We start from the raw sequence: 20,813 nt of genomic DNA, 5'->3' as shown, positions 1-20,813 counted from the left end.
TGACGGGCGATAAGGTTCGCCGGTCCTTAGCCTGGTTGGGGGTCGTTCAGGCCGCGTCGGGGGCAGGCGCCGAGGTAGAGAGGTTCAGGCGGCTGGACATGTTCAGCCTTACCTCGCCGTACGGCCGTACGTGCGTCCAGAACAGCGGGGTGAGTGCGCGGTGGTCTTCCTCGGTGAAGACGCTGGTCCATTCGGGCTCGGCGAGCATGTCCTGGATCATCAGGGTGTTGATGAAGACCAGGGCCGCTTGGAGCAGGTGTAGGGACAGGATCGACAGTTCTAGCTGGTCGCGGCGGTTGCTGGCGAGTTCGCCGCTCTTGCCGAAGAAGATCACGTCGTTGGCGGCGTTCCAGCCCTCGACGACGTTCAGGCCCTCTTTAATCTCGCGTTGCAGGTCGCGGTCACGGAGGTAGCGGGCGACGAAGAGAGTCTTCTGCGCGCGGCCGACTTCCAGCATGGCCTGGTAGACGGGGTGGGATGCGGTGCGGGTGAAGCGGCGCAGGATCGCCTCGGTGGAGGCAGTGCCGACCTGGATCGCGGTGGCGTACTTGATGAGCTGGTCGTAGTTGTTCTCGATCATGTCCCAGCGGATGGGGCGGGTCATCGAGTACTCGGCGCGGCTGGCCTCGAAGTCGTCGGGCAGGTCCTCTCCTTGCGGACAACGCCCTCCAGCGGGATGGTCTCGCCCAGCGGCAGGTAGGTGGTGGAGGAGTGCTTGTGCCGCTCGATCAGCGCCAGGGCGTCGATGACCGGCCTGTGCTGGTCGTTGGACGAGCGGAACCGAAGGACGCCGAGCAGGTCCATCAGGCCGCCTTCTCCGCCCGCGCGTTGATGTGGTGCACCGTGGAGTTCAGCAGCTCCACCAGGGTGTCGGTGATCTCCCGCTCGCGCTGGTAGACCAGTGCGGCGAGCAGTACGTGTCGTGCCTCGTCGGCGAGACGCCGCAGGTGGCTGGGCGAGGAGGCTGCGGCTCGGGCCCGCCACGCGTTGATCACCTGCGGGCCGACGCGGGCGAAGGCACTGTCCGGGACGGCCAGGGCACGGACCTGCTTGAGCTTGGAGATCTCGTCGAGGAGCGAGTTGAGGCTGACGTTGCCGGGGTGGGCTTTGATCTGGGACAGCACCGCCTCGATGTCCTCGTCCCCCTCGCCGTCGTCACCGTCGGCGGACTTGGTGCCGCCTTGGTCGGCGGCGACGTCAGCTTCACCAGGTCGGTGCGGGTGCACTCGCGCCAGCCGGTCAGCTCCCGGATCTCGGTTCGGTGCCGCTGAGCCTGCCGCGAGGTGAGGTCGTAAAGCGCCAGGTCGGTGGCGGCGACGCCGACCTGGCGGGCGACGTGCTCGACAGCGTCGCCCGCCAGCTCCAACCGCATCTTGGGGAACCGGCCGCGCCAGAGCAGAAACTTCAACTGCACCGCGAAGCCGAGCCGGGTCGCTCCGGTCTTGTTGCGCAGCCAGCGGGACTCGTCGCCGTCCAGCGTGAAGTGGTCGACGACTTCGTCCAGCCCCAGATGTCGCGCCATCCCGAACGCCCCGCCCCTCGCCATCAGCCCGTCAGCCGGGCATGCCCGCGTTCACTCGTTCAGCCCAACGAGCCGTCGGCGCCGCGGCAACGACGGTGCCGGTCACCGAATGTCGTGGTCGGGGTGGGTCTGGTCGTAGTGGTGCCGCGCCTCGGCGATGACAGCGCGATGGGTGAGGGACCAGTCGGCGAGTGCCTTGACCAGGTGGGTGAGGCCGGCCCCGGTCTCGGTGAGGCGGTAGTCGACCTGGGCCGGGACCATCGGGTACACGGTGCGCAGGATGAGCCCGTCGCGTTCCAGCCTGCGCACCGTGAGCGTGAGCATGCGCTGGGAGATGCCGTCGATCGCGCGTTGCAGTTCCCGGAAGCGGCGCGGGCCGCCGGCAAGTTCGACGATCACGAGTACCGACCACTTGTCCCCGATGCGGTCCAGGACGTCGCGGATCCCGCAATCCGGGTGGTCCTCGCGCCCGCAGGGATCGAGGTCGGCGGGTGGGGTGGTTACCGGCGTGTGCGTGGGTGACATCGAACTGCCTCCTTGTGGCCGCTTGGTGGGCGGATAAGGATCAAGCGTAGTTACTGAAGAGAACCACATCGGGAGACGTGACTGACATGATCTTGGTGACCGGAGCGAACGGGAACCTCGGCTCGGCCACTCTGGCAGCGCTGCGTGCCCGGGGTGCGATCGCGACAGGCGGCAGCCGAACCCCAGGCGACGGGAAACGGCTCCTGGACTTCGACGAGCCGTCCGGCATCGACCTCACCGGTGTGTCGACCCTGGTGCTGATCTCCGCCGGTTACGCCGAGGACGACCAGGTCATCAGGCGGCACGCGGCTGTTCTGGACGCCGCCGCCCGGGACGGGGTGCGGCATGTCGTCTACACGAGCCTGACCGGTGCCGGCGACCATCTCGGTTTCGCGCTGGCGCACCGTGCGACCGAACGGCTCGTGCGAGGTCGCGGTGTGCCGTGGACGATCCTGCGCAACGGTCTTTACGCCGAACTCTTCGGCGGTCTGCTGATGTGGGCAGGCAGTGGGGTGGAGTCCGCGTTCGGCGACAGCGGCGCTCTGGCTGCGGTCGCCCGCGCGGACCTCGCCGAGGCCGCGGCGGTCGTCGCGGCGGATCCCGCGCGTCACAGCGGACGCACCTACGACCTGGTCGGCACGCCGATCACGGCCGCGGGCGTAGCAGGCCGACTCGGGGTCCCGCACCGAACCATCGGCCTGGGCGAGTACCGGCGCAGGCTCCACGCGACGCCGTTGCTGCCCTTCCAACCGCCCATGCTCGTCTCGATCGCGGCCAGTGTCCGGCACGGCTTCCTGGACGGCACCAGCCCCGACCTCGCCGACATCCTGGGCCGCCCCGTCCGCGATCCCCTGGCCGTGGCGGTCGCCACCGCGTCCGCCACGGCACCGCAGGCGTTCAGGTAGTGGCCGCCGAACACCGTCGGGGCGTCGTGGCGCTCGCGCTGATCGCGGCCTTCATGGTCTTCGTCGACGGCACGATCGTGAACCTCACCCTCGCCCAACTCGCCTCGCACCTGCACGCCTCCCGGTCCGAGCTCGAATGGGCGGTCAACGCCTACACCCTCTCCTTTGCCGCAGTGATGCTCGGCGCCGGCGCGATCACGGACACCCTCGGAGCGAAGCGGGCCTTCGTGACAGGCCTGCTGGTCTTCACCGCCTCGTCCGCGGTCTGCGCGGCCGCCGGTTCCATGCCGGTGCTCAACGTCGCCCGGCTGGTCCAGAGCGCGGGCTCCGCTCTTCTGCTGCCGAGCGCGCTCGTCCTGGCCACCGCGTCCGCACCCGACGAGCAGGCCCGGCACCGACTGGTGGGCTGGTGGGCCGCCGCGGGCGGCATCGGAATGGCCGCCGGCCCCCTGCTGGGCGGGGCGCTCGTCGCGCTGGCGAACTGGCGTGCCGTGTTCGCCGTCAACGTGGTCATCGGAGTCCCGGCCGTGCTGTTCCTGCCCCTGACCGGCCTCATCTCGATCGGCAGTATCCGCGCCGCCCCGCTCGCGCAACGCATCGGACGCGCGGCCCTCCTCGGCACCAGCCAGGCCGCCCTGGCCACCACGTTCCTCGCGGTGGCGTGGGCCAGCACCGCATCCGCGCTGTGGCCGCTGGTGCTTGCCCTCGTCCCCGCGGGTTTCTGCTCGGGACTGCTCGTGCCCACCATGACCTCCCAGTCCATCGCAGCCGTCGAACCCGCTCTGCACGGAGCCGCGTCCGCGATGTTCAACACCTCCCGCCAGATCGGCGCGGCCATCGGTGTGGCCACCTTCGGGCCACTCCTCGGGACCGCGCACAGCCTCCAGGCGGGGTTCGTCACCTGCGTGGTCGTCGGCGCCGCCGCCACCGCGGTCGCCTTTTCGCTGACTGTGCTTGTACGGCCGGCCACCGTTGCCGCGCCCGCGGCCGGTCCCGATGTCCAAGCCCCGGGCACCACCTCGGCCCCATGACACCGCGGATGACCGGTCTGGACATGCTTGCCCAGCGTTCAAGAGGGACCCGCAGAAGAACGCTTATCGCCACCGAATGGGGATGGTCTGCGCCGACCTGAAGAAGGTTGGGGCCTGTGGCGGCGTCAGCTGCCCAGTGATGTCCACCACCATCCGCGCGGCACCCGGTGTTTCATAGGTGCCGCCCGCCAGTCCCTCGACACCCAGATCGACTCCCTCACCGACGCGGGCGTCACCCGGATCTTCTCTGAGAAGATCACCACCCGCGCCACCCGGCGGCCAGAGCTGGAGAAGGCCGTCGCCCTCGCCCGCGAACTGCGCGCCTCCGGCGTCCGCTGGAATTCCTCACTGGCGAACTCCAGGGCTCGCACGACCCCTCCGGCGTCGCCTTCACCGTGCTCGCCGCCCTCTCCGGCATGGAACGCGAGTACATCCGCGACCGCAGCCTGGAAGGTCACGAGTCCGCCCGCAGGCGCGGCAAGACCATCGGCGGCGCCGGCGTCACCGATGACGCCATGCTCTCGATGGCCCTCCGCCTGCGCGACCAGGACATGAGCCTGCGTGATATCGCCGCCCGGCTCGTCATCACCAAAGGTGCGAAGAAAGGCAAGCGCCCCTCACCCGCCACCGTCATGCGCATGCTGCGCGAGCACGACGAAGAGACCGGCACTGCAGAGCCGGACCCCTCATGGTGAACCCAGCACGTCACGCTCAGCTACATGTCGGTTCGTTCGCCCCTCGTTAACGGCACCCCTTCTTGTGCCGAGAAAGGCCATCGGCATGGGCAGGCTCCCGCCTGCTTCTCAACCGCCGATGTGCGACGGCGTGGACGTGAGCGTGTCCCAGGCCGCCATCGCGCAGGTGATGACCGCTTCCAACTCGGTGCGGGTGGCGCCGTCTCGGGCTTGTACGGATAGGCCCTGCACCACGGTGGTGTAGTAGCGGGCGATGGCGTCCAGGCCGGCGGGCGGTGCGGCGAGGTCGCCGTCGGTGACGCCGCGGGCGAGCCGGTCCTTGATGGTGGTCAGCATGTCGCGCCGGAGGTCGGCCAGGAACTCCCGGACCTCGTGGTTTTCCACCGCGCCGGTGGGCGCGGCCAGGATGAGCATGCAGTAGTGCGGCGTGTCCGGGCGGGTGATCTCGTCGGCGGTGGCGCGCAGCATGGCGTGGACCGCGGCGCGTGCGGTCGGCTGTTCCCGCAGCGCGCGCCTGGGCGGCTCGCCCGAGGTCGTGCCGTAGAGCGCCATGACCTTGCGGAACAGGTCCTCCTTGCTGCCGAAGCAGGCGTAGATGCTGGCCGAGGCGATTCCCATGGCCTTGGCCAGGTCGTTGAGCGAGGTCCCCTCGTAGCCCCGCTCCCAGAACAGGTCCAGCGCCGTGCGCAGGGCGGCGTCCGGGTCGAATGTGCGCGGCCTGCCGCGAGTAGCCATCCAGTCTCCGTTCCCGGACTTCTTTGTCGTTCGATCAACTTTACCTTGACCCGGGGAGACCACCGTGGCACTTTTGTTTGTCGTTCGATAAACAAACAAGGAAGGCGACCGCCGTGAGCATTTCCTCCACCATGCGCGCACTGCAGCAGACGTCACTGAACGGCCCGCAGGACCTGCGCCTGATCACGGACGCGCCGATACCAAGCCCGGGCCCGGGCGAGATCCTGATCCGGGTCACCGCCGCCGGCGTCAACTTCGTCGACATCTCACAGGCCCGTGGCACGTTCGCGGGCGGCCCGCAGCCGCCTTACCTGGCGGGCATCGAGGGCGCCGGCGAGGTCACCGCCGTCGGCGAGGGGGTGACCGGCCTGGAGCCCGGCGCCCACGTCATCGGCGTCGGCATCGGAGGCGGCGCCTTCGCCGAGTACATGGCGCTGCCCGCGGCCGCGGCGGTCCCCGTGCCGGCGGGCTGGGCCGACCAGCAGGCGCTGGGCCTGGTGGTGAACTGGCCGACCGCGCTGGCGGCGCTCAAGCCACTGGGCCGCATCGCCGCAGGACAGACCGTGCTGATCCACGCCGCGGCCGGCGGGACCGGCCAGGCCGCGGTGAGAATGGCCAAGCACTACGGCGCGACGGTGATCGCCACGGCCTCGCCGGGCAAGCACGAGGTGGTGCAAGCGCTGGGCGCCGACCACGTCATCGACTCCCGCGGCGCCGACCTGGCAGCCGAGGTCCTGCGACTGACCGGCGGCGCGGGTGCCGACCTGGTACTGGAGTCGGTCGGAGGCGCCACCCTCGACGCCAGTCTGGCCGCGACCAGGCGGGTCACCGGCCGGGTCGTCGTCTACGGCGTGGCCGACGGGGAGGCCGCGATCACCAACTGGGAGCTCGTCTACAAGCACCAGGTCCACGTCATCGGCCTGAACATCGGCACCCTGATCCAGGCCGCACCGCAGGTCTTCGGCGAAGTCATGGGTGAGATGCTCGGGCTCCTCGCAGCCGGAGTGCTCGGCCCCGGCCGGCCCACCCTCTATGACCTGGCCGAGGGGCCGAAGGCGCTCGCAGAACTGGAAGCGCGCGCCACCGTGGGCAAGCTGGCACTGCTGCCCTGAGCAGACCGTGACGCCGCCCGGCGGGCACCCGGAGCTCTTGCGACGTCTCCGCTCCTCGGCTCAGGTGGTGCGGGTGTCGTACGTCGCGCGGTTGGCGAGCACATCGTCCATGTGCGTCTCGGCCCAGGTCTTGAGACCACGCATCATCTGGTGCAGGGACAGACCGAGGTCGGTCAGCTCGTAGGAGACCGTGACGGGCACGGTCGGCGTCACGGTGCGGGTGATCAGCCCGTCACGCTCCAGGGAGCGCAGCGTCTGAGTGAGCATCTTCTGACTGACGCCGGCCAACAGGCGGGACAGCTCCGAGAAGCGCATCGACCGGGGCTCACCGGCGCAGTCGGCGCCCAGCTGATGCGAGCCGTCGCTGCCCAGCGCGGCCAGGATCAGCGTGACCCATTTGTCGGAGATCCGGTCGAGCAGCTTGCGACTGGGGCAGGCCGCTACGAAGGCGTTGTACTCCGCCTTGGCCTGTGCCTTCTGCTGGGCCGCCGTCATCGTCGCCATCCGCCGCTCCTCTAACCTCTGGGCGCCTTACGCACTCCGAAGTGCCTACTTCCCGTCAGGAAGTTACCTATCCATACTGCAGCAAGGAGCCGTTGAGGCACCACCATCCAGCTCAACCATGAAAGACAGAGGCATGAGCACGCTCTCCACTTCGCTTCCCGGCGGCACCTGGACCCTGGGTGACCTGACCGTCACCCGGTTCGGCTACGGCGCCATGCAGCTCGCCGGCCCCGGGGTCATGGGCCCGCCCGCCGACCACGACAGCGCACTCGCAGTCCTCCGCGAGGTCATCGACCTCGGCATCACCCACATCGACACCGCCGACGCCTACGGGCCGCGCGTCACCAACCAGCTGATCCGTGAAGTGCTGCACCCATACCCGGAATCGCTGCACATCGTGACCAAGGTCGGCGCGATCCGCGACGAGCAGGGAGGCTGGCCCCCGGCCCGTAAGCCCGAAGACCTGCGCCGCGCCGTCCACGAGAACCTCGAAACTCTCGGCCTCGAGGTGCTCGACCTGGTCAACCTCCGGCTCGGGGACGCCCGGGGACCCCAGCCCGGTTCGCTCGCCGAGCCCTTCGAGACGCTCGCCGAACTCCAGCAGCAGGGCCTGATCCGCCACCTCGGAGTCAGCAACGCGACGCCGGAACAGGTCGCCGAGGCACAGGCGATCGCGCCGATCGTGTGCGTGCAGAACATGTACAACCTCGCCTACCGCCAGGACGACGCCCTGATCGACGAGCTCGCCGAAGAGGGCATCGCCTACGTGCCCTTCTTCCCGCTCGGCGGCTTCAGCCCTCTGCAGTCCTCCGCGTTGTCGGCCGTAGCCGCCCGGCTGGATGCGACGCCGATGTCTGTCGCCCTGGCCTGGCTGCTGCAGCGGTCGCCGAACATCCTGCTGATTCCCGGCACCTCCTCGGTGACGCATCTGCGCGAGAACGTCGCCGGCGCCGGACTCTCGCTCTCCGACGAGGAACTCGCCGAGCTAGACAAGATCGGCAACTGAGCGGGGTATCGCGGCCCGTGCCCGGCACGCCCGGAACATCCGTCAACTACAGCTTGACGATTGGCGGATCGTCAACCTACGGTTGACGCATGAGCCCACTCAACATCAGCCTCGCCGACCTGATCGCCCGTCTCGACGAGGAACTCCCCGACGCCGATCACCTGGCGCGCATCAGTGAGGCACACCTTCGTGCCCAGACCCTGTCCGACCTCGGTGACCAGCTCGTCGACCACTACGTCCGCAAGGCCAGGCAGGCCGGCGCGTCGTGGAGCGAGGTCGGCGACGCCATCGGGGTGTCCAAACAGGCCGCCCAGCAACGCCACGCGCCCAACGCGTTCGAGCGGTTCACCGACCTGAACCGGCACAGCATCGTGCTGGCGCAGGAGGCCGCCCGAACGCACAAGCACGACTTCATCGGCACCGAACACATCCTGCTCGGCCTGCTCGGCGAACCGCGGGGCCTGGCGTACGAGGTGCTGATGGCGAAAACCGAGTCGGAGCAACGCATCCGCGACGCGATCGAGGAAGCGATGCCGCCAGCCGGGCAGAAGGCGCTGCGGGGTCACATCGCGTTCCGGCCGGAGAGCAAGGAGGCCATCGAGCAGGCATCCCGCGCGTCCGCCGACCTCGGTCACGACTGGGTCGGCACGGAGCACACGCTGCTGGGCCTGATCCGCGCCGAGGAGAGCCTGGCCGCGCAGATCCTGCGCAACCTCGGCTTCACGTCGGACGAGCTGCACGAGACGGTCAAGACCGAGATCACCAAACGGTCCGCCGCGCGCGACAAGCAATAACGAAACGATCAGTCGCCGCGGCGGACCGCCGGGCTCGTCGGCCAGGTGCGGGATGTGCAGGGTCTTGGCGATGAGCGGCTCAGGACGTGGGCCGACTGCGAGGAGCTGTCAGCAGCGGCTCACCGACTGCTTGGCCTCCTGACTGTTCGCCCCGGACGCCCCTCGGCGTCCGGGCCGCGGTCAGCCACAGGCCGGTGAATACGGCGCAGGCCAGCGTTACAGCACCCGCCGCGAGGAAGGCGCTGTTGAGGCCGGATCCGAAGGAGGCGCCGCCGGACTCCCGCGTGTGGACGATCACCCCGAGCACCGCCACTCCGAGCACCGCGCCGATCTGCCGGGTGGTGCTGCTGACGCCCGAGGCGAGGCCGCCCTCCTGCGGGCTGACCGCCTGGATGGCGGCCCCGGTCAGCGGCGACATGGTGAGAGCGAACCCGATGCCGACGACCGCCAGCCGCCACCACACGTTCCCGTAGCCGGTATCGGCGTGGACGGAGTCCAGCGCCAGCAGCCCCAGCCCGGCCAGGGCCAGGCCGATACTGACGACGACGCGGAAGCCGTACCTGGCCGCGAACCGGCCCGCGTACGGGCTGACGATCACCATGGCCAGCGAGGTGGGCAGGGTCCGCAGCCCGGCGACCAGGATCGAAGTGCCCTGGACATAGACGAAGAACTGGGAGAAGAAGAACGACGACCCCATCAGCGCGAACCCGACCACGACCATCGCCGTGTTGGACACCGTGAACAGCCGCTGACGAAACAGCCGCAGCGGCAGCATCGGCGTCGACACACGACCCTCGACCACGACGAACGCGGCCAGGAGCACCAGCCCGGCGGCGAAGCTGCCCAGAATCACCGGCGAGGTCCAGCCGCGGGAACCGCCCTCGATCAGGCCGTAGGTCACAGCGCCCACGCCCGCGACGGACAGGACCGTGCCGGGAACGTCGATCGGCGGCGCGCTCGGGTTGCGGGACTCCCCCAGCACGGGCAGCCCGGCCAGCAGCAGGACCGCCCCGATGGGCACATTGACCAGGAAGATGGCGGGCCAGCCGAAGGCCTCCACCAGGATCCCGCCCGCCAGCGGTCCGGCGGCCAGGCCGATGCCGCTGAACCCGGCCCACAACCCGATCGCTCTGACGCGCTCCCTCGGGGCGGGATACGCGGCGGCGAGCAGCGCCAGCGAGGCGGGGCTCAGCGCCGCGGCCCCCACACCCTGGAACACCCGCCCGACGATCAGCCAGCCGATCGAAGGCGCGAGCGAACACACCACCGACGCGGCCGTGAACACCACCACCCCGGTCAGGAACACCCGCCTGCGGCCGAACCGGTCGGCGAAGACGCCGCCCGACAGCAGCAGCATGGCCACCAGCAGCACGTAGGCGCCGACGATCGTGTTGTCGAGCAGCACCATGAACTGACCTGCGCAGGTCAGAGTGAGCAACGCTCTCACACACATCCCTCCTAAAAGCAGTCAATGACTGCGTTAACAGAGACTCTAACGCAAGTCTCGACTGCGTTAAGGTGGGGGCATGGACGAGCAGGGGCGGGCCAGGCGGCCCGGCGGACGCAGCGCCCGGGTCCGCGCGGCGGTGCACGCGGCCGTTACCGAGCTGGTCAGCGAGCGCGGCTACGGAAACTTCACCATCGGCGAAATCGCGGCCCGCGCGGGCGTGGCCGACACCAGCCTCTACCGCCGGTGGGGCAACCTCCAAGCCCTGCTCAGCGATGTGCTGCTGACCCGGCTCAACGCGCAGGCGCCGATGCCTGACACCGGCAGCCTGGCCGGCGACCTGCGCACCTACGCCGCCATCGTGGCCCGCGAGGTCAACGGACCCGACGGCCTGGCGGTGGTGCGGCTGACCATCGCGCTGTCAGGCGAGGGTCAGCAGGGCCTTCAGGCGCGCGACGAGCTCCTGGCCGACCGCACCAGACAGTTGCAGGCCATGCTCGACCGCGCCCGCGACCGCGGTGAGGACCCGCCCGACGCACTGGAGGTGCTGGACCATCTCCTGGCGCCGATCTACATGCGCGTCCTGTTCGACGCGGGCCCGCTCACCCCTGACTACCTCGACGGGCTGGTCGACCGGTTGCTCGCCTGATCCAGTCCGGCGCGGGCGCGTGACTGCTCTGCGCGGTCGCCCACCTCGACCGCCACCTCGAGGGCCGCGACCGCCGGCACCACGGGCCGGTGCGCTAGCGTGATCGCCATGCTGCGCCGATGGATGCTGCCGATCCTCTTCGTGGCCGTCGGGCTCGCCGCGGCGGCGCGGCAGGTCACCAAGGGGCTCCCCGGCGCCGCTGTCACGCTGCTCCTGATCTTCCTGCTGGCCGCAGCGCTGCTGTCCCCACTCGTCTTCCCGAGGTCCGTCAGCGCGGCGGAGGCGCAGCGCCGCAGCGAGACCGACGGCCGCCCGATCGTCTACTGGCGCCCCGGCTGCCGCTACTGCCTCCGATTGCGGACGCGGCTCGGCCGCCACGCCTACCGGATGCACTGGGTCGACATCTGGCGCGACCCGGACGGCGCCGCGGCGGTCCGGGCCGCCACCGGCGGCGACGAGACGGTGCCGACCGTGGTGGTGGCGGGCGAGCCGCACGTCAACCCCGACCCTCGATGGGTGCGCGCGCAACTGCCCTGACGACCTCAGCGGCTGCTCCGGACACGCGACGTAAGCTCCAATCCCCGCAGCGACCGCGCCGCACCCGCGAGCAGCGCGGCACGCGACAGGTCTCCGCCCCCGGCGCACCACTCCGCGACCGCCTCCAGCACCATCGCCCGCACCGTCTCGTCACCCGCGCGCCCCGACGACTCCAGCGCCGAACGCAACGACCGCCACGCCGCCTCGCGGTCACCACGCTCCGCCCGCACCCGCGCCAGCTCGACATGGACCGTGGCCAGGAACTGCGCGGGCACGCCCGCCTGCCCGCCGACCAGCTCCAGCGCCTCCACCAGCAGGCCCTCCGCCTCACCGAGCGCCCCCCGCCGCCGCGCCACCTCCCCGGCGGCCTGCCGCACCCGCGCCGCCGCCACCCGATCCCCCGTACGGCCGGCCACCTCGCCGGCCCGCGCCAGCTCCCGCTCCGCCCCCGCCAGGTCACCCGTACGGGCGCGCAACTGGGCCAGCCGCACCCGCAGCATCAACGGGACCGGAACCGCGTCCACCCCGCCGATCAACCCCGCCAGCTCCGCCGCCTCCTCCAGCAGCGTCAGCGCCTCCCCCGCGTCGTCCCGGTTCTCCGCCGCCAGCGACAACCAGTACAGCGTCAGCGACAGCCCCCACCGCTCCCCCAGCGCGCGGTAGCCCGCCAGCGCCTTCCGCAACCACGCCTCGGCCGCCCTCGCCCCCGCCCTGCCGTACTCGAACTCCCCGATCCCACCCATCAGCAGCGCCGTCGCCCGCGCCCACGGGTCCTCGTGATCGCCGAACGCCCGCATCGCCGCAAGCGCCCTGCGCCAGTGCTCCAGGCCCCCGCCCGAGGGCCTGACCCCCACGATCCAGGCCCACAACGCCACGGGATGGCCCGACTCCTCGACCACACGCAGCGCCTCCGGCGGCGCGTACGGCCCCTCGGACGCCAGCAGCGCGCACAACGTGTGCGACAGCTCCAGCCCGGGCGGCGCGACATCACCCAGCGCCGCCCGGATCGCCCGCGCCCACCCGGCCGCCTCGTCGCCCCGTCCCCGCACCGTCCACGCCCACAACCTGGCCGTGAACAGCCGCAGCGCCCGTCGTTCCTGCCCGGTCCGCACGGCGTGGCCCAGCGCCGCGTCGAGGTTTCCCCGCTCGGCGTCCAGCATCGCCAGCAGGCGAAGCTGATCGGCCGTACGCAACCCGGGCTCGGACTCCTCCGCCGTCTCGATGAAGAAGCCCAGATGCCGGTCCCGCACGGCCCGCGCCTCGCCCGCCTCCTCCAGCCGCTCGGCCGCGTACGCCCGGACGGTCTCCAGCAGCCGGTAACGCACCCGCGCGGCCCGGTCCGCGGGCCCGTCCGGCTCGGCCACCACGACCAGCGACCTGTCCATCAGACAGGCCACTGTCTCCAGGTCGGCCCCGCACACCCGCAGCGCCGCCTCCGCCGTCGCCCCGCCCGCGAACACCGACAACCGGCGCAACGCCACGCGCTCCCCCGGTGACAGCAGACCCCAGCTCCAGTCGATAACCGCCCGCAGCGTCCGGTGCCGCGGCCCCGCCGTACGGCCGCCGCGCAGCGTCAGCCGTTCCCCCACCGCCTCGGCGAGCTGCCGCACCGTGAACGACCGCAGCCGGGCCGCCGCCAGTTCGATCGCGAGCGGCAGGCCGTCCAGCTCCCGGCACACCGCGACCACATCGGCCACCACGGAGTCGTCCACGGCGAACCCCGGACGCGCCGCCGACGCCCGCTCCGCGAACAACGCCACCGCCGGGAACTCCAGCGCCCGCGCCGCGTCCACCCCGTCGCCGGGCAGCGCCAGCGGCCGCACCGGATGGAGATGCTCGCCGGGGACGTCGAGCGGCTCACGGCTGGTCGCCAGGATCCGCAGCCCCGGCACCCCCGCCAGCAACCGCTCCGCCACCGCCGCCGCGCCGTCCACGACGTGCTCGCAGTTGTCCAGCACGAGCACGAGCTCCCGGCCTGCCAGCGCCTCCACCAGCGCGTCGAGCGGCGACGCGGCCGGCCGCGTGGCGACGTCCCCGTCCGGCTCGGGCGTGGCCGGGGGTATGGTCGCCCGCACGGCGGCGGCCACGTCCGCCGGATCACCGGCAGAGGCCAGCTCGACCAGCCACACGCCCGATGCGGCGGTGAGCCCGCCCGCGACCTCCACCGCCAGCCTGGTCTTGCCCGCGCCGCCCGGTCCGGTGAGCGTGACCAGCCGGGCGGCCGACAGCAGGCTCCGCACCCGTGCCACGTCCTCCCGCCGCCCGACCAGGCGCGTCACCGGCGCCGGCACGTTCCCCCGTACGGCCCGCCGCGGTGAGGCCGGCGCCGCGGGCAGGTCGCGCAGCGCCTCAAGGTGTGCCGCGCGCAGTTCCGCCCCGGGATCGACGCCCAGCTCGTCCGCCAGCCGCCGCCTGACGCGTTCGAACGTCTCCAGCGCGTCCCCGCGTCGCCCCGCCGCGCGCAGCGCCCGCATCAGCAGGGCGTGGAACGGCTCTCGCAGTGGGTGCGCGGCGACGAGCTCCTCCAGCTCCGCCACCAGCGCTCCGGCCGCCGCCGCGTCCGCCACGGCGAGATCGGCCGTCACCCGGGCCTCCAGTGCGGAAAGGCGCAACTCCTCCAGGCGCGCCGCCGCCGCCCGCGCGAACGACAGATCCGCCGCGTCGGCGAGCGCCGCACCGCGCCAGAGCGACAGGGCGGACTGCAGGAAGTCGGCGGCACGCCGGGGATCGCGCTCGGCCCGGCCCGCGCGCACCAGGCGTTCGAACTCCGCCGCGTCCACCTCCTGTGGCGGGACGTCGAGCAGGTAACCGGCCGGATGCGACACCACGGCACCCGATAGCCCCTCCCGCAGCTCACGACGGAGCCGCGACACCAGGGAGTGCAGCGCCGCCGCCGGGTTCGCCGGCGGCTCCCCCCAGAGGTCGTCGGCGAGTCTCTCGGTGGTGACCACCCTGCCGGGCTCCAGAGCGAGCCGGATCAGCAGCACGCGCAGGCGCACGCCCCTGATCTGGGTGCCGGTCACCCACAACGGCCCGAGAATCCCGATTCGCATGGTTGCCTCATTGTCGCCGAGGGTTTGATCGGCGGCGTAAATGATCTTGCATTAACCGCCTGCCTTTACAATGTAGATTCATAGTAGGATCGAGGCGATGAACACCCCCGCCGTCCCCGAGCGGAACACCCCCGCACGGCCAGAGTGCGACCCTTACCAGGTGTATCTCGACGCGCTGCAGAGCCCCGAGTCCAAGCGCACGATGAAGGGCTGTCTCGACCGCGTCGCCCGCCTCATCACCGGCGACCCGGAGGCGACCGGCGCCGGTCAGCCCTGGGAACTGCTCCGCTACGAGCACACCATCCGTCTGCGGACGCTGATGCGGGAGCAGGGCTGGTCGCCCTCCCACGTCAACAAGCACCTGGTCGCCCTGCGCCGCGTGCTGAAGGAGGCGTGGCGGCTCGGCCTGATGAGCGGCGAGGACTACCAGCGGGCCGCCGACCTGCCCGCCTACAAGCACACCCGCGTTCCGGCGGGACGGCACGTCGAGGCCGAGGCGCTGGCGGCCACGCTCGAGGTGTGCGACGGCGACCACTCCCCCGCCGGCCGCCGCGACGGCGCGATGCTGGCGGCGCTCTACTCCACCGGCTGCCGCCGCGCCGAGATCGCCGGGCTCACCCTGGCCGACTTCGATCCTCACGCGCGCTCCCTGCGGGTGCGCGGCAAGGGCGACAAGGAACGGCTGGTCTACCTGACCGCGGAAGCCGTCGAACGCCTCGACCTCTGGCTCGCCGTACGCGGCCGGGCGACGGGCCCCCTGTTCTGCCCCATCAACAAGGGCGGGCGGCTACGGCTGGCCCACATGACCGGCCAGGCCATCGCCGACATCGTCTCCCGGCGTCTGGCCGCGGCCGGGGCGTCCCCCCGTACGCCGCACGACTTCCGGCGCACGTTCATCGGCGAACTGCTCGACGCCGGGGTCGACCTCGCCACCACCCAGGCCCTGGTGGGCCACGCCTCCCCCGCCACCACCGCGCGCTACGACCGGCGGCCCGAGCGGCGCCGCCGCGAGGCCGTCGACCGGCTCCGCGTCCCCGGCGCCGCCCGCTGACCCGATGTGGCGGCACTCGCCCGTGTCTCACAGCGGGGGCGTGCTGGAGCCTCGCACGACGAGCGTGGCCGGCAGGATCCGGGGTGGCGGGGTGTCCGCGCCGGTGATCATGGAGACGACCGCCTCCGCGGCGGCGGTGCCGAATCCGGCCTTGTCCTGCGCGACGGTCGTCAGGCCCGGCGGCACGAGCGCGGCCACCTCGATGTCGTCGAACCCGACAAGAGCGATGTCCTCGGGTACCTTCAGGCCGGCCTCGCCGATCGCGCGCAGCGCGCCGACGGCCATCTCGTCGCCCGCGACGAACACGGCGTCGGGCCGGTTGTCGGCCTGCAGCAGGCGGCGCATCGCTGCGTGGCCGCCCGACAGGTAGAAGTCGCCCTCGACTACGAACTCGGGCCGGCGGGGCAGCCCCAGCCGGGCCAGTTCGTCCTGGTAGCCCCGCAGGCGCTCGGCGCCCGGTCGGGTGTGCGCGGGGCCGGTGATCGTGGCGATGGCTCGGCGCCCCTGCTCGTGCAGGTGCCGTACGGCCAGGCGGGCGCCCCCCGCGTTGTCCGAGGTCACGTATGTGGCGCGGGGCCCCTCGACGGGACGGTCGAGGCTGACGCACGGGACGCCTGATTCGGCCAGCCGCCGCAGTGAGGGATCCCACGTGCCGCTGTCGATCATCACCACGCCGTCCAGGTTGTGCCTGCGCACGGCGCGCACGAAGGCGTCGTCGGTCCGCTCTCCGTTCATGTCCCCGCTGGTGGCGAGCATGAGCAGGTGGTATCCGCGCCCGCTGAGCGCGGTTTTCAGGCCGATGAGGATTTCCTGGAAGAACGGGTGCCGCCAGCCGGGGCGGCGGTGGTCGGTGTCCCACACAAGGCCGACCATGAAGGACTTCTTGGTGGCCAGCGTGCGGGCCGACTCGTTGGGCAGGTAACCGATCTGACGCGCCGCCCGCAGAACCTGTGTCCTGGTCTTCGCGTTCACTACCTCCGGATTGTTGAAAACGCGGGAGACGGTTGCCGGGGACACGCCGCACAGGCGTGCCAGCTCTCTGATCGTTGCCACGGATCGAACGCTATCGCATCTCGCTGCAACCGGTTTCATGTAACCGGTTTCGAGGAAATTACGCAATCTCGGGAAGTCTGTCAAGGTGGCCGGAAATTTCATCGGCGTTACATTTTCGTGATTTGACATCGCGTGCTGCTGTTATGTCTTATGGCGGGCGTATCGGTCGATGCTTCTCGTTGCCACGGCTCGACCGTCGCATCTCGCAGCCACCCCCCTTCTCCCTGCCAAGGAGTTCACGGTGTCTGCTGCGAAACTTCGTCTGCTCGTGGGTGTGCTCACCGTCGGCGTGCTCACCGCCGGCTGCGGCGGCTCGTCCGGCTCGTCCGGCGACGGCCACATCACCCTCACCCTCAACCTGTTCGGAAACATGGGGTTCAAGGAGTTGTACGCCAAGTACGAGGCCGCCCATCCGAACATCAAGATCGTCGAGCGTACTTCGGCGTACAACGACCACCACCGCAACCTGGCCGCGCATCTGGCGACGGGCAGCGGCGCGGCGGACGTGGAGGGCATCGACACCGGCTTCATCGCCCAGTTCAGGGCGCAGCCGGAGCGCTTCGTCGACCTGCGCAAGCACGGCGCCGACGGGCTGAAGGACCGGTGGTTGCCGTGGAAGTGGCAGGCGTCGGTGGCCAAGAACGGGGCCCAGATCGGGTACGGGACGGACGTCGGCGGCCTGGCCATGTGCTACCGGCGGGACCTGTTCGAGAAGGCCGGCCTGCCCACCGAGCGCGACGAGGTGAGCAAGCTCTGGCCGGACTGGGCGTCGTACTTCGAGGCCGGCAAGAAGTACACCGCGAACAAGCCGGCGGGCGCCGGCTTCTTCGACGGCGCCGCGCAGATCTTCAACGCCATGATCGGACAGGCCGAAACCGGCTACTACGACACCTCCGACCAGGTGATCGTCGCCTCCAACCCGGCGGTCCGCTCGGCGTACGACGAGGTGCTCAAGGCCGTGGCCGACGGCGAGTCGGCCAAGCTGGTGGGCAGTTCCCCGGCGTGGAACACCGGTTTCGCCAAGAGCCAGTTCGCCACCGTTGCCTGTCCCGCCTGGATGCTCGCGAAGATCCAGGACCAGGCCAAGGCATTCGCCGGCAAGTGGGACATCGCGGCCATCCCCGGCGGCGGCGGCAACTGGGGCGGCTCCTACCTGACGGTTCCGGCGCAGAGCAAGCACGTGAAGGAGGCGGTGGACCTGATCACCTGGCTGACGGCTCCCGAGCAGCAGATCGAGGTGTTCAAGGCGCACGGCATCCTGCCCTCGACCGTGGCGACGTACGAGAAGCCCGAGGTCAAGAACCTGAAGAACGCCTTCTTCAACGACGCCCCGGTCGGGCAGGTCTTCACCACCGCCGCGCTGAACCTGAAGCCGCAGTACCAGGGGCCGCGGGCCGGCGACATCCAGACCGCCATCCGCGACGCGATCAACCGGGTGGAGGAGGGCAAGCAGGACGGTCCGCAGGCCTGGGAGCAGATGCTCAAGGACGTCGAGCGCATCGAGCAGTAGCCGCCCAGCCAAGCCGGGTGACGGCGGGAGGTCAGGGCCCGCCTTCACCCCTTCCCCCGGGATGGATCCATGCCCCTCGCACGATCCGGGCCACGGCGCCGCTGGGCCTACCAGCTCGACGTCAAGGGCTCGCCGTACTTCTACATCGCCCCGTTCTTCCTGCTGTTCGGCGCGGTGGGGATGTTCCCGCTGCTGTACACCGCGTACGTCTCGCTCACGAACTGGAACCTGCTGGAGCCCACCCGGCACTGGGTGGGGCTGGCGAACTACGCCGAACTGCTTACCGACGACTACTTCTGGAACGCGCTGTTCAACACCGTCAGCATCTGGCTGCTGTCCACCGTGCCGCAGCTGCTCGCGGCCCTGTTCATCGCGCACATGCTCAACCGCAGCCTGCGTGCCCGCACGTTCTTCCGGATGGGCGTGCTGCTGCCCAACGTGACGTCCATCGTCGCCGTCACGATCATCTTCGCCCAGCTCTTCGGCCGTGACTTCGGCATGGTCAACTGGGCGCTCGATCTGGTGGGGCTCGAACCGGTTGACTGGCAGGCGGGCACCCTGTCCTCGCACATCGCCATCTCGCTCATCGTCATCTGGCGGTGGACCGGCTACAACGCGCTGATCTACCTGGCCGCCATGCAGACGATCCCCGACCATCTGTACGAGGCCGCGACGCTGGACGGGGCCGGCCAGTTCACCCAGTTCCGGAAGATCACGATCCCGATGCTGCGACCGACGATCATCTTCACCGCCGTCGTGTCCACCATCGGCGGCTTCCAGATCATCGCCGAGCCGCTGCTGTTCCAAGCCGGCACGGGCAACCCGACGGGAGGCTCGGACCGACAGTTCCAGACCGTCGGCCTCTACCTCTACGAGCAGGGGTTCAGCCTGTACAAGTTCGGCTACGCCTCGGCCATCGCATGGACCCTGTGCCTGATCATCGTGGTCATGGCGCTGGTCAACTACTCGGTCACCCGCCGGATCAGGAGAAGCTGACGTGACGACGATCATCACCGAGGCCCCCCGGCAGGCGCGCGTGCCCCGCTCGCGGGCGGCCCGCTCCCACAGCGGGCGCCGCTCGGCCGGGTTCTGGACCTATGCGGCGCTGGTCGCCGTCCTGCTCGGCTCCCTGTTCCCCGTCTACTGGTCGCTCATCGTGGCGTCGCACGACAACGACGCCATCGCCCGCGTGCCTCCCGTCCTGACGCCCGGCGGGCACCTGTTCGAGAACATCGCGCGGGTCTTCGACACGACCGCGTTCGGTAAGGCGATGCTCAACTCCTTCATCGTCTCCGGCTCGGTCACCGTCTCGGTCGTGCTGTTCTCCACGCTGGCCGGGTTCGCCTTCGCCAAGCTCCGCTTCCGGGGCCGGACGTCGCTGCTGGTCATGGCCATCGCGACCACCACCGTGCCACACCAGCTCGGGATCATCCCGCTCTACATCCTCATGGCGGAGCTCGGCTGGACCGGTCGACTGGAGGCGGTGATCGTGCCCGGCCTGGTCACGGCGTTCGGCGTCTTCTTCATGACGCAGTACCTGTCGAGCGCGGTGCCGGACGAACTCCTGGAGGCCGGACGGATCGACGGCTGCTCCACCTTGCGCCTGTTCTGGCACGTGGTGGTGCCCGCGGCGCGGCCGGCCGCGGCCGTGCTCGGGCTGTTCACGTTCATGCAGGCATGGAACGACTTCTTCTGGCCGTTGGTGGTCCTCACCCCGGAGAACCCGACCGTGCAGGTCGCGCTCTCCTCGCTGGCCAGCGGTTACACGACCGACTACGCGCTCGTGCTCACCGGCACGGTGCTTGCGACCGTGCCCGTCGTGGCCGTCTTCGCGGCCCTGGGCCGGCAGATCATTGGAGGAATCATGTCAGGGGCGATCAAGGGATGACGGCGATCGAGGAAAGCCTCACCCGGCCGCGGACCTTTCCCGCCGGCTTCGTGTGGGGCACGGCCACCGCGGCGTACCAAATCGAGGGGGCCGTCGACACCGACGGCCGGGGGCCCTCGATATGGGACACCTTCTGCCGGGTGCCCGGCGCGGTGGCACGGGGCGAGTCGGGCGAGTTCGCCTGCGACCACTATCACCGCTGGCAAGAAGATGTCGATCTCATGAAAGACCTGGGGGCGGGGGCCTACCGATTCTCTGTGGCCTGGCCGCGGGTGCTGCCCGACGGCCGCGGACCGGTGAACCGGCGCGGGCTCGACTTCTACCGGCGGCTCGTGGACGCCCTGCGCGAGGGCGGCATCGAGCCGTACGTGACCCTCTACCACTGGGACCTGCCGCAGGCGCTGGAGGACCGCGGGGGCTGGCGGGTCCGCGACACCGCCGAGCGCTTCGCCGACTACGCCGAGGTGATGTACGACGCCCTCGGCGACTCGGTCTCGAACTGGATCACGCTGAACGAGCCGTACTGCTCGGCCATCGTCGGCTACGGCGAGGGCCGGCACGCGCCGGGCGCCAAGGAGGGGCACGGCGCGCTGGCCGCGGCCCACCACCTGCTGCTCGGCCACGGCCTGGCCGTCGCGCGCCTGCGGGAGATGGCCAGACCCGGTCAGCAGGTCGGGGTGACGCTCAACATGTCGCCGACCGTGCCGGTGACTGCCTCTCCGCAGGACGTCCGGGCCGCGCGGCGGATGGACCTGCTGGTCAACCGGCAGTTCACCGAACCGCTCTTCGGCGGGGC

At 70.6% G+C, this 20,813-nt stretch carries 21 protein-coding genes and 2 pseudogenes; 13 read left to right on the top strand and 10 right to left on the bottom strand.

The window, feature by feature from the left end; genetic code table 11:
- Window positions 1-46: 46 nt before the first annotated feature.
- From QSK36_RS07905 to QSK36_RS07885, 5 genes and pseudogenes are all read right to left on the bottom strand, one after another.
- Window positions 47-607 (bottom strand): annotated as a pseudogene (locus QSK36_RS07905) (Tn3 family transposase); the annotation flags it as partial.
- Window positions 601-804, bottom strand: a complete 204-nt coding sequence (locus QSK36_RS07900; RefSeq protein WP_285781871.1) for a hypothetical protein — start codon at window positions 802-804, stop codon at window positions 601-603. The gene QSK36_RS07900 and the pseudogene QSK36_RS07905, both read right to left, overlap by 7 nt.
- Window positions 804-1,226 (bottom strand): hypothetical protein, encoded by a 423-nt coding sequence (locus QSK36_RS07895; RefSeq protein ID WP_285782320.1) that lies wholly within the window; start codon window positions 1,224-1,226, stop codon window positions 804-806. The genes QSK36_RS07900 and QSK36_RS07895 overlap by 1 nt, the downstream gene beginning before the upstream one ends.
- A 29-nt stretch (window positions 1,227-1,255) precedes the next feature.
- A pseudogene (locus QSK36_RS07890) lies at window positions 1,256-1,522 on the bottom strand (DUF4158 domain-containing protein); the annotation flags it as partial.
- 102 nt (window positions 1,523-1,624) lie between these two features.
- A complete protein-coding gene (locus QSK36_RS07885; RefSeq protein WP_285781870.1) occupies window positions 1,625-2,047 on the bottom strand; it encodes a winged helix-turn-helix transcriptional regulator in 423 nt (140 codons plus the stop codon).
- Window positions 2,048-2,133: 86 nt separating this feature from the next.
- Between QSK36_RS07885 and QSK36_RS07880 the strand changes: the two genes are divergently transcribed.
- The 3 genes from QSK36_RS07880 (at window position 2,134) to QSK36_RS07870 (ending at window position 4,678) form a co-directional block, all read left to right on the top strand.
- Window positions 2,134-2,952: an NAD(P)H-binding protein gene (locus QSK36_RS07880; protein ID WP_285782296.1), complete on the top strand. Its 819-nt coding sequence runs from the start codon at window positions 2,134-2,136 to the stop codon at window positions 2,950-2,952.
- A 26-nt stretch (window positions 2,953-2,978) separates the two neighbouring features.
- Window positions 2,979-3,983: an MFS transporter gene (locus QSK36_RS07875; RefSeq protein ID WP_285781869.1), complete on the top strand. Its 1,005-nt coding sequence runs from the start codon at window positions 2,979-2,981 to the stop codon at window positions 3,981-3,983.
- 416 nt (window positions 3,984-4,399) lie between these two features.
- Window positions 4,400-4,678, top strand: coding sequence for a hypothetical protein (locus QSK36_RS07870; protein ID WP_285781868.1), 279 nt, complete (start codon window positions 4,400-4,402; stop codon window positions 4,676-4,678).
- A gap of 108 nt (window positions 4,679-4,786) precedes the next feature.
- Here QSK36_RS07870 and QSK36_RS07865 read toward each other — a convergent pair whose 3' ends face one another.
- Complete coding sequence (locus QSK36_RS07865) at window positions 4,787-5,413, bottom strand: TetR/AcrR family transcriptional regulator (RefSeq protein WP_183532534.1); 627 nt, start codon at window positions 5,411-5,413, stop codon at window positions 4,787-4,789.
- 113 nt (window positions 5,414-5,526) lie between these two features.
- On the opposite strand from QSK36_RS07865, the gene QSK36_RS07860 reads away from it, so the two are divergent.
- A complete protein-coding gene (locus tag QSK36_RS07860) occupies window positions 5,527-6,525 on the top strand; it encodes a zinc-binding dehydrogenase (RefSeq protein ID WP_285781867.1) in 999 nt (332 codons plus the stop codon).
- A 60-nt stretch (window positions 6,526-6,585) separates the two neighbouring features.
- On the opposite strand, the gene QSK36_RS07855 is transcribed toward QSK36_RS07860, so the two are convergent.
- Entirely contained in the window at window positions 6,586-7,029 is a 444-nt protein-coding gene (locus tag QSK36_RS07855) for a winged helix-turn-helix transcriptional regulator (RefSeq protein WP_285781866.1), read from the bottom strand.
- A 133-nt stretch (window positions 7,030-7,162) separates the two neighbouring features.
- On the opposite strand from QSK36_RS07855, the gene QSK36_RS07850 reads away from it, so the two are divergent.
- Window positions 7,163-8,035 carry an aldo/keto reductase family oxidoreductase gene (locus tag QSK36_RS07850; RefSeq protein WP_285781865.1) on the top strand — a complete coding sequence of 291 codons (873 nt, stop codon included), beginning with the start codon at window positions 7,163-7,165 and terminating at the stop codon, window positions 8,033-8,035.
- Between the two features lie 89 nt (window positions 8,036-8,124).
- The gene (locus QSK36_RS07845; RefSeq protein ID WP_285781864.1) at window positions 8,125-8,829 is read left to right on the top strand and encodes a Clp protease N-terminal domain-containing protein; all 705 of its coding nucleotides are present in this window, start codon (window positions 8,125-8,127) and stop codon (window positions 8,827-8,829) included.
- 79 nt (window positions 8,830-8,908) lie between these two features.
- On the opposite strand, the gene QSK36_RS07840 is transcribed toward QSK36_RS07845, so the two are convergent.
- Window positions 8,909-10,276 (bottom strand): DHA2 family efflux MFS transporter permease subunit, encoded by a 1,368-nt coding sequence (locus tag QSK36_RS07840; RefSeq protein WP_285781863.1) that lies wholly within the window; start codon window positions 10,274-10,276, stop codon window positions 8,909-8,911.
- Between the two features lie 79 nt (window positions 10,277-10,355).
- On the opposite strand from QSK36_RS07840, the gene QSK36_RS07835 reads away from it, so the two are divergent.
- Window positions 10,356-10,925 (top strand): TetR/AcrR family transcriptional regulator, encoded by a 570-nt coding sequence (locus QSK36_RS07835; protein WP_285781862.1) that lies wholly within the window; start codon window positions 10,356-10,358, stop codon window positions 10,923-10,925.
- Window positions 10,926-11,033: 108 nt separating this feature from the next.
- Window positions 11,034-11,462: a glutaredoxin domain-containing protein gene (locus QSK36_RS07830; RefSeq protein ID WP_182903775.1), complete on the top strand. Its 429-nt coding sequence runs from the start codon at window positions 11,034-11,036 to the stop codon at window positions 11,460-11,462.
- 5 nt (window positions 11,463-11,467) lie between these two features.
- On the opposite strand, the gene QSK36_RS07825 is transcribed toward QSK36_RS07830, so the two are convergent.
- The gene (locus tag QSK36_RS07825) at window positions 11,468-14,515 is read right to left on the bottom strand and encodes an AfsR/SARP family transcriptional regulator (RefSeq protein ID WP_285781861.1); all 3,048 of its coding nucleotides are present in this window, start codon (window positions 14,513-14,515) and stop codon (window positions 11,468-11,470) included.
- Window positions 14,516-14,612: 97 nt separating this feature from the next.
- On the opposite strand from QSK36_RS07825, the gene QSK36_RS07820 reads away from it, so the two are divergent.
- The gene (locus QSK36_RS07820) at window positions 14,613-15,566 is read left to right on the top strand and encodes a tyrosine-type recombinase/integrase (protein ID WP_285781860.1); all 954 of its coding nucleotides are present in this window, start codon (window positions 14,613-14,615) and stop codon (window positions 15,564-15,566) included.
- Window positions 15,567-15,593: 27 nt separating this feature from the next.
- On the opposite strand, the gene QSK36_RS07815 is transcribed toward QSK36_RS07820, so the two are convergent.
- On the bottom strand, window positions 15,594-16,619 hold the full coding sequence (locus QSK36_RS07815) for a LacI family DNA-binding transcriptional regulator (RefSeq protein ID WP_285781859.1): 1,026 nt from the start codon (window positions 16,617-16,619) through the stop codon (window positions 15,594-15,596).
- 241 nt (window positions 16,620-16,860) lie between these two features.
- Between QSK36_RS07815 and QSK36_RS07810 the strand changes: the two genes are divergently transcribed.
- The 4 genes from QSK36_RS07810 to QSK36_RS07795 all read left to right on the top strand — a co-directional run.
- On the top strand, window positions 16,861-18,129 hold the full coding sequence (locus QSK36_RS07810) for an ABC transporter substrate-binding protein (RefSeq protein WP_285781858.1): 1,269 nt from the start codon (window positions 16,861-16,863) through the stop codon (window positions 18,127-18,129).
- Window positions 18,130-18,198: 69 nt separating this feature from the next.
- On the top strand, window positions 18,199-19,125 hold the full coding sequence (locus tag QSK36_RS07805) for a carbohydrate ABC transporter permease (RefSeq protein ID WP_285781857.1): 927 nt from the start codon (window positions 18,199-18,201) through the stop codon (window positions 19,123-19,125).
- A gap of 1 nt (window position 19,126) precedes the next feature.
- Window positions 19,127-20,017, top strand: coding sequence for a carbohydrate ABC transporter permease (locus QSK36_RS07800; RefSeq protein ID WP_182903770.1), 891 nt, complete (start codon window positions 19,127-19,129; stop codon window positions 20,015-20,017).
- Window positions 20,014-20,813: family 1 glycosylhydrolase (locus QSK36_RS07795; RefSeq protein ID WP_285781856.1), on the top strand; the 800-nt coding region annotated here is incomplete at its 3' end. The genes QSK36_RS07800 and QSK36_RS07795, both read left to right, overlap by 4 nt.

It is taken from the genome of Microbispora sp. NBRC 16548, from assembly GCF_030268985.1.
Taxonomy (GTDB): domain Bacteria; phylum Actinomycetota; class Actinomycetes; order Streptosporangiales; family Streptosporangiaceae; genus Microbispora; species Microbispora catharanthi.
Note: the sequence above shows the minus strand (reverse complement) of the source record. Positions and strands in the feature narration are given on the sequence as shown.

What these genes read in the sequence shown, in the direction of transcription:
- QSK36_RS07900 (WP_285781871.1), bottom strand. Translation starts at nt 804, where the DNA reads ATGGACCTGCTCGGCGTCCTTCGGTTCCGCTCGTCCAACGACCAGCAC.
- QSK36_RS07885 (WP_285781870.1), bottom strand. Translation starts at nt 2,047, where the DNA reads ATGTCACCCACGCACACGCCGGTAACCACCCCACCCGCCGACCTCGAT.
- QSK36_RS07880 (WP_285782296.1), top strand. Translation starts at nt 2,134, where the DNA reads ATGATCTTGGTGACCGGAGCGAACGGGAACCTCGGCTCGGCCACTCTG.
- QSK36_RS07870 (WP_285781868.1), top strand. Translation starts at nt 4,400, where the DNA reads ATGGAACGCGAGTACATCCGCGACCGCAGCCTGGAAGGTCACGAGTCC.
- QSK36_RS07865 (WP_183532534.1), bottom strand. Translation starts at nt 5,413, where the DNA reads ATGGCTACTCGCGGCAGGCCGCGCACATTCGACCCGGACGCCGCCCTG.
- QSK36_RS07855 (WP_285781866.1), bottom strand. Translation starts at nt 7,029, where the DNA reads ATGGCGACGATGACGGCGGCCCAGCAGAAGGCACAGGCCAAGGCGGAG.
- QSK36_RS07850 (WP_285781865.1), top strand. Translation starts at nt 7,163, where the DNA reads ATGAGCACGCTCTCCACTTCGCTTCCCGGCGGCACCTGGACCCTGGGT.
- QSK36_RS07845 (WP_285781864.1), top strand. Translation starts at nt 8,125, where the DNA reads ATGAGCCCACTCAACATCAGCCTCGCCGACCTGATCGCCCGTCTCGAC.
- QSK36_RS07835 (WP_285781862.1), top strand. Translation starts at nt 10,356, where the DNA reads ATGGACGAGCAGGGGCGGGCCAGGCGGCCCGGCGGACGCAGCGCCCGG.
- QSK36_RS07830 (WP_182903775.1), top strand. Translation starts at nt 11,034, where the DNA reads ATGCTGCGCCGATGGATGCTGCCGATCCTCTTCGTGGCCGTCGGGCTC.
- QSK36_RS07825 (WP_285781861.1), bottom strand. Translation starts at nt 14,515, where the DNA reads ATGCGAATCGGGATTCTCGGGCCGTTGTGGGTGACCGGCACCCAGATC.
- QSK36_RS07820 (WP_285781860.1), top strand. Translation starts at nt 14,613, where the DNA reads ATGAACACCCCCGCCGTCCCCGAGCGGAACACCCCCGCACGGCCAGAG.
- QSK36_RS07805 (WP_285781857.1), top strand. Translation starts at nt 18,199, where the DNA reads ATGCCCCTCGCACGATCCGGGCCACGGCGCCGCTGGGCCTACCAGCTC.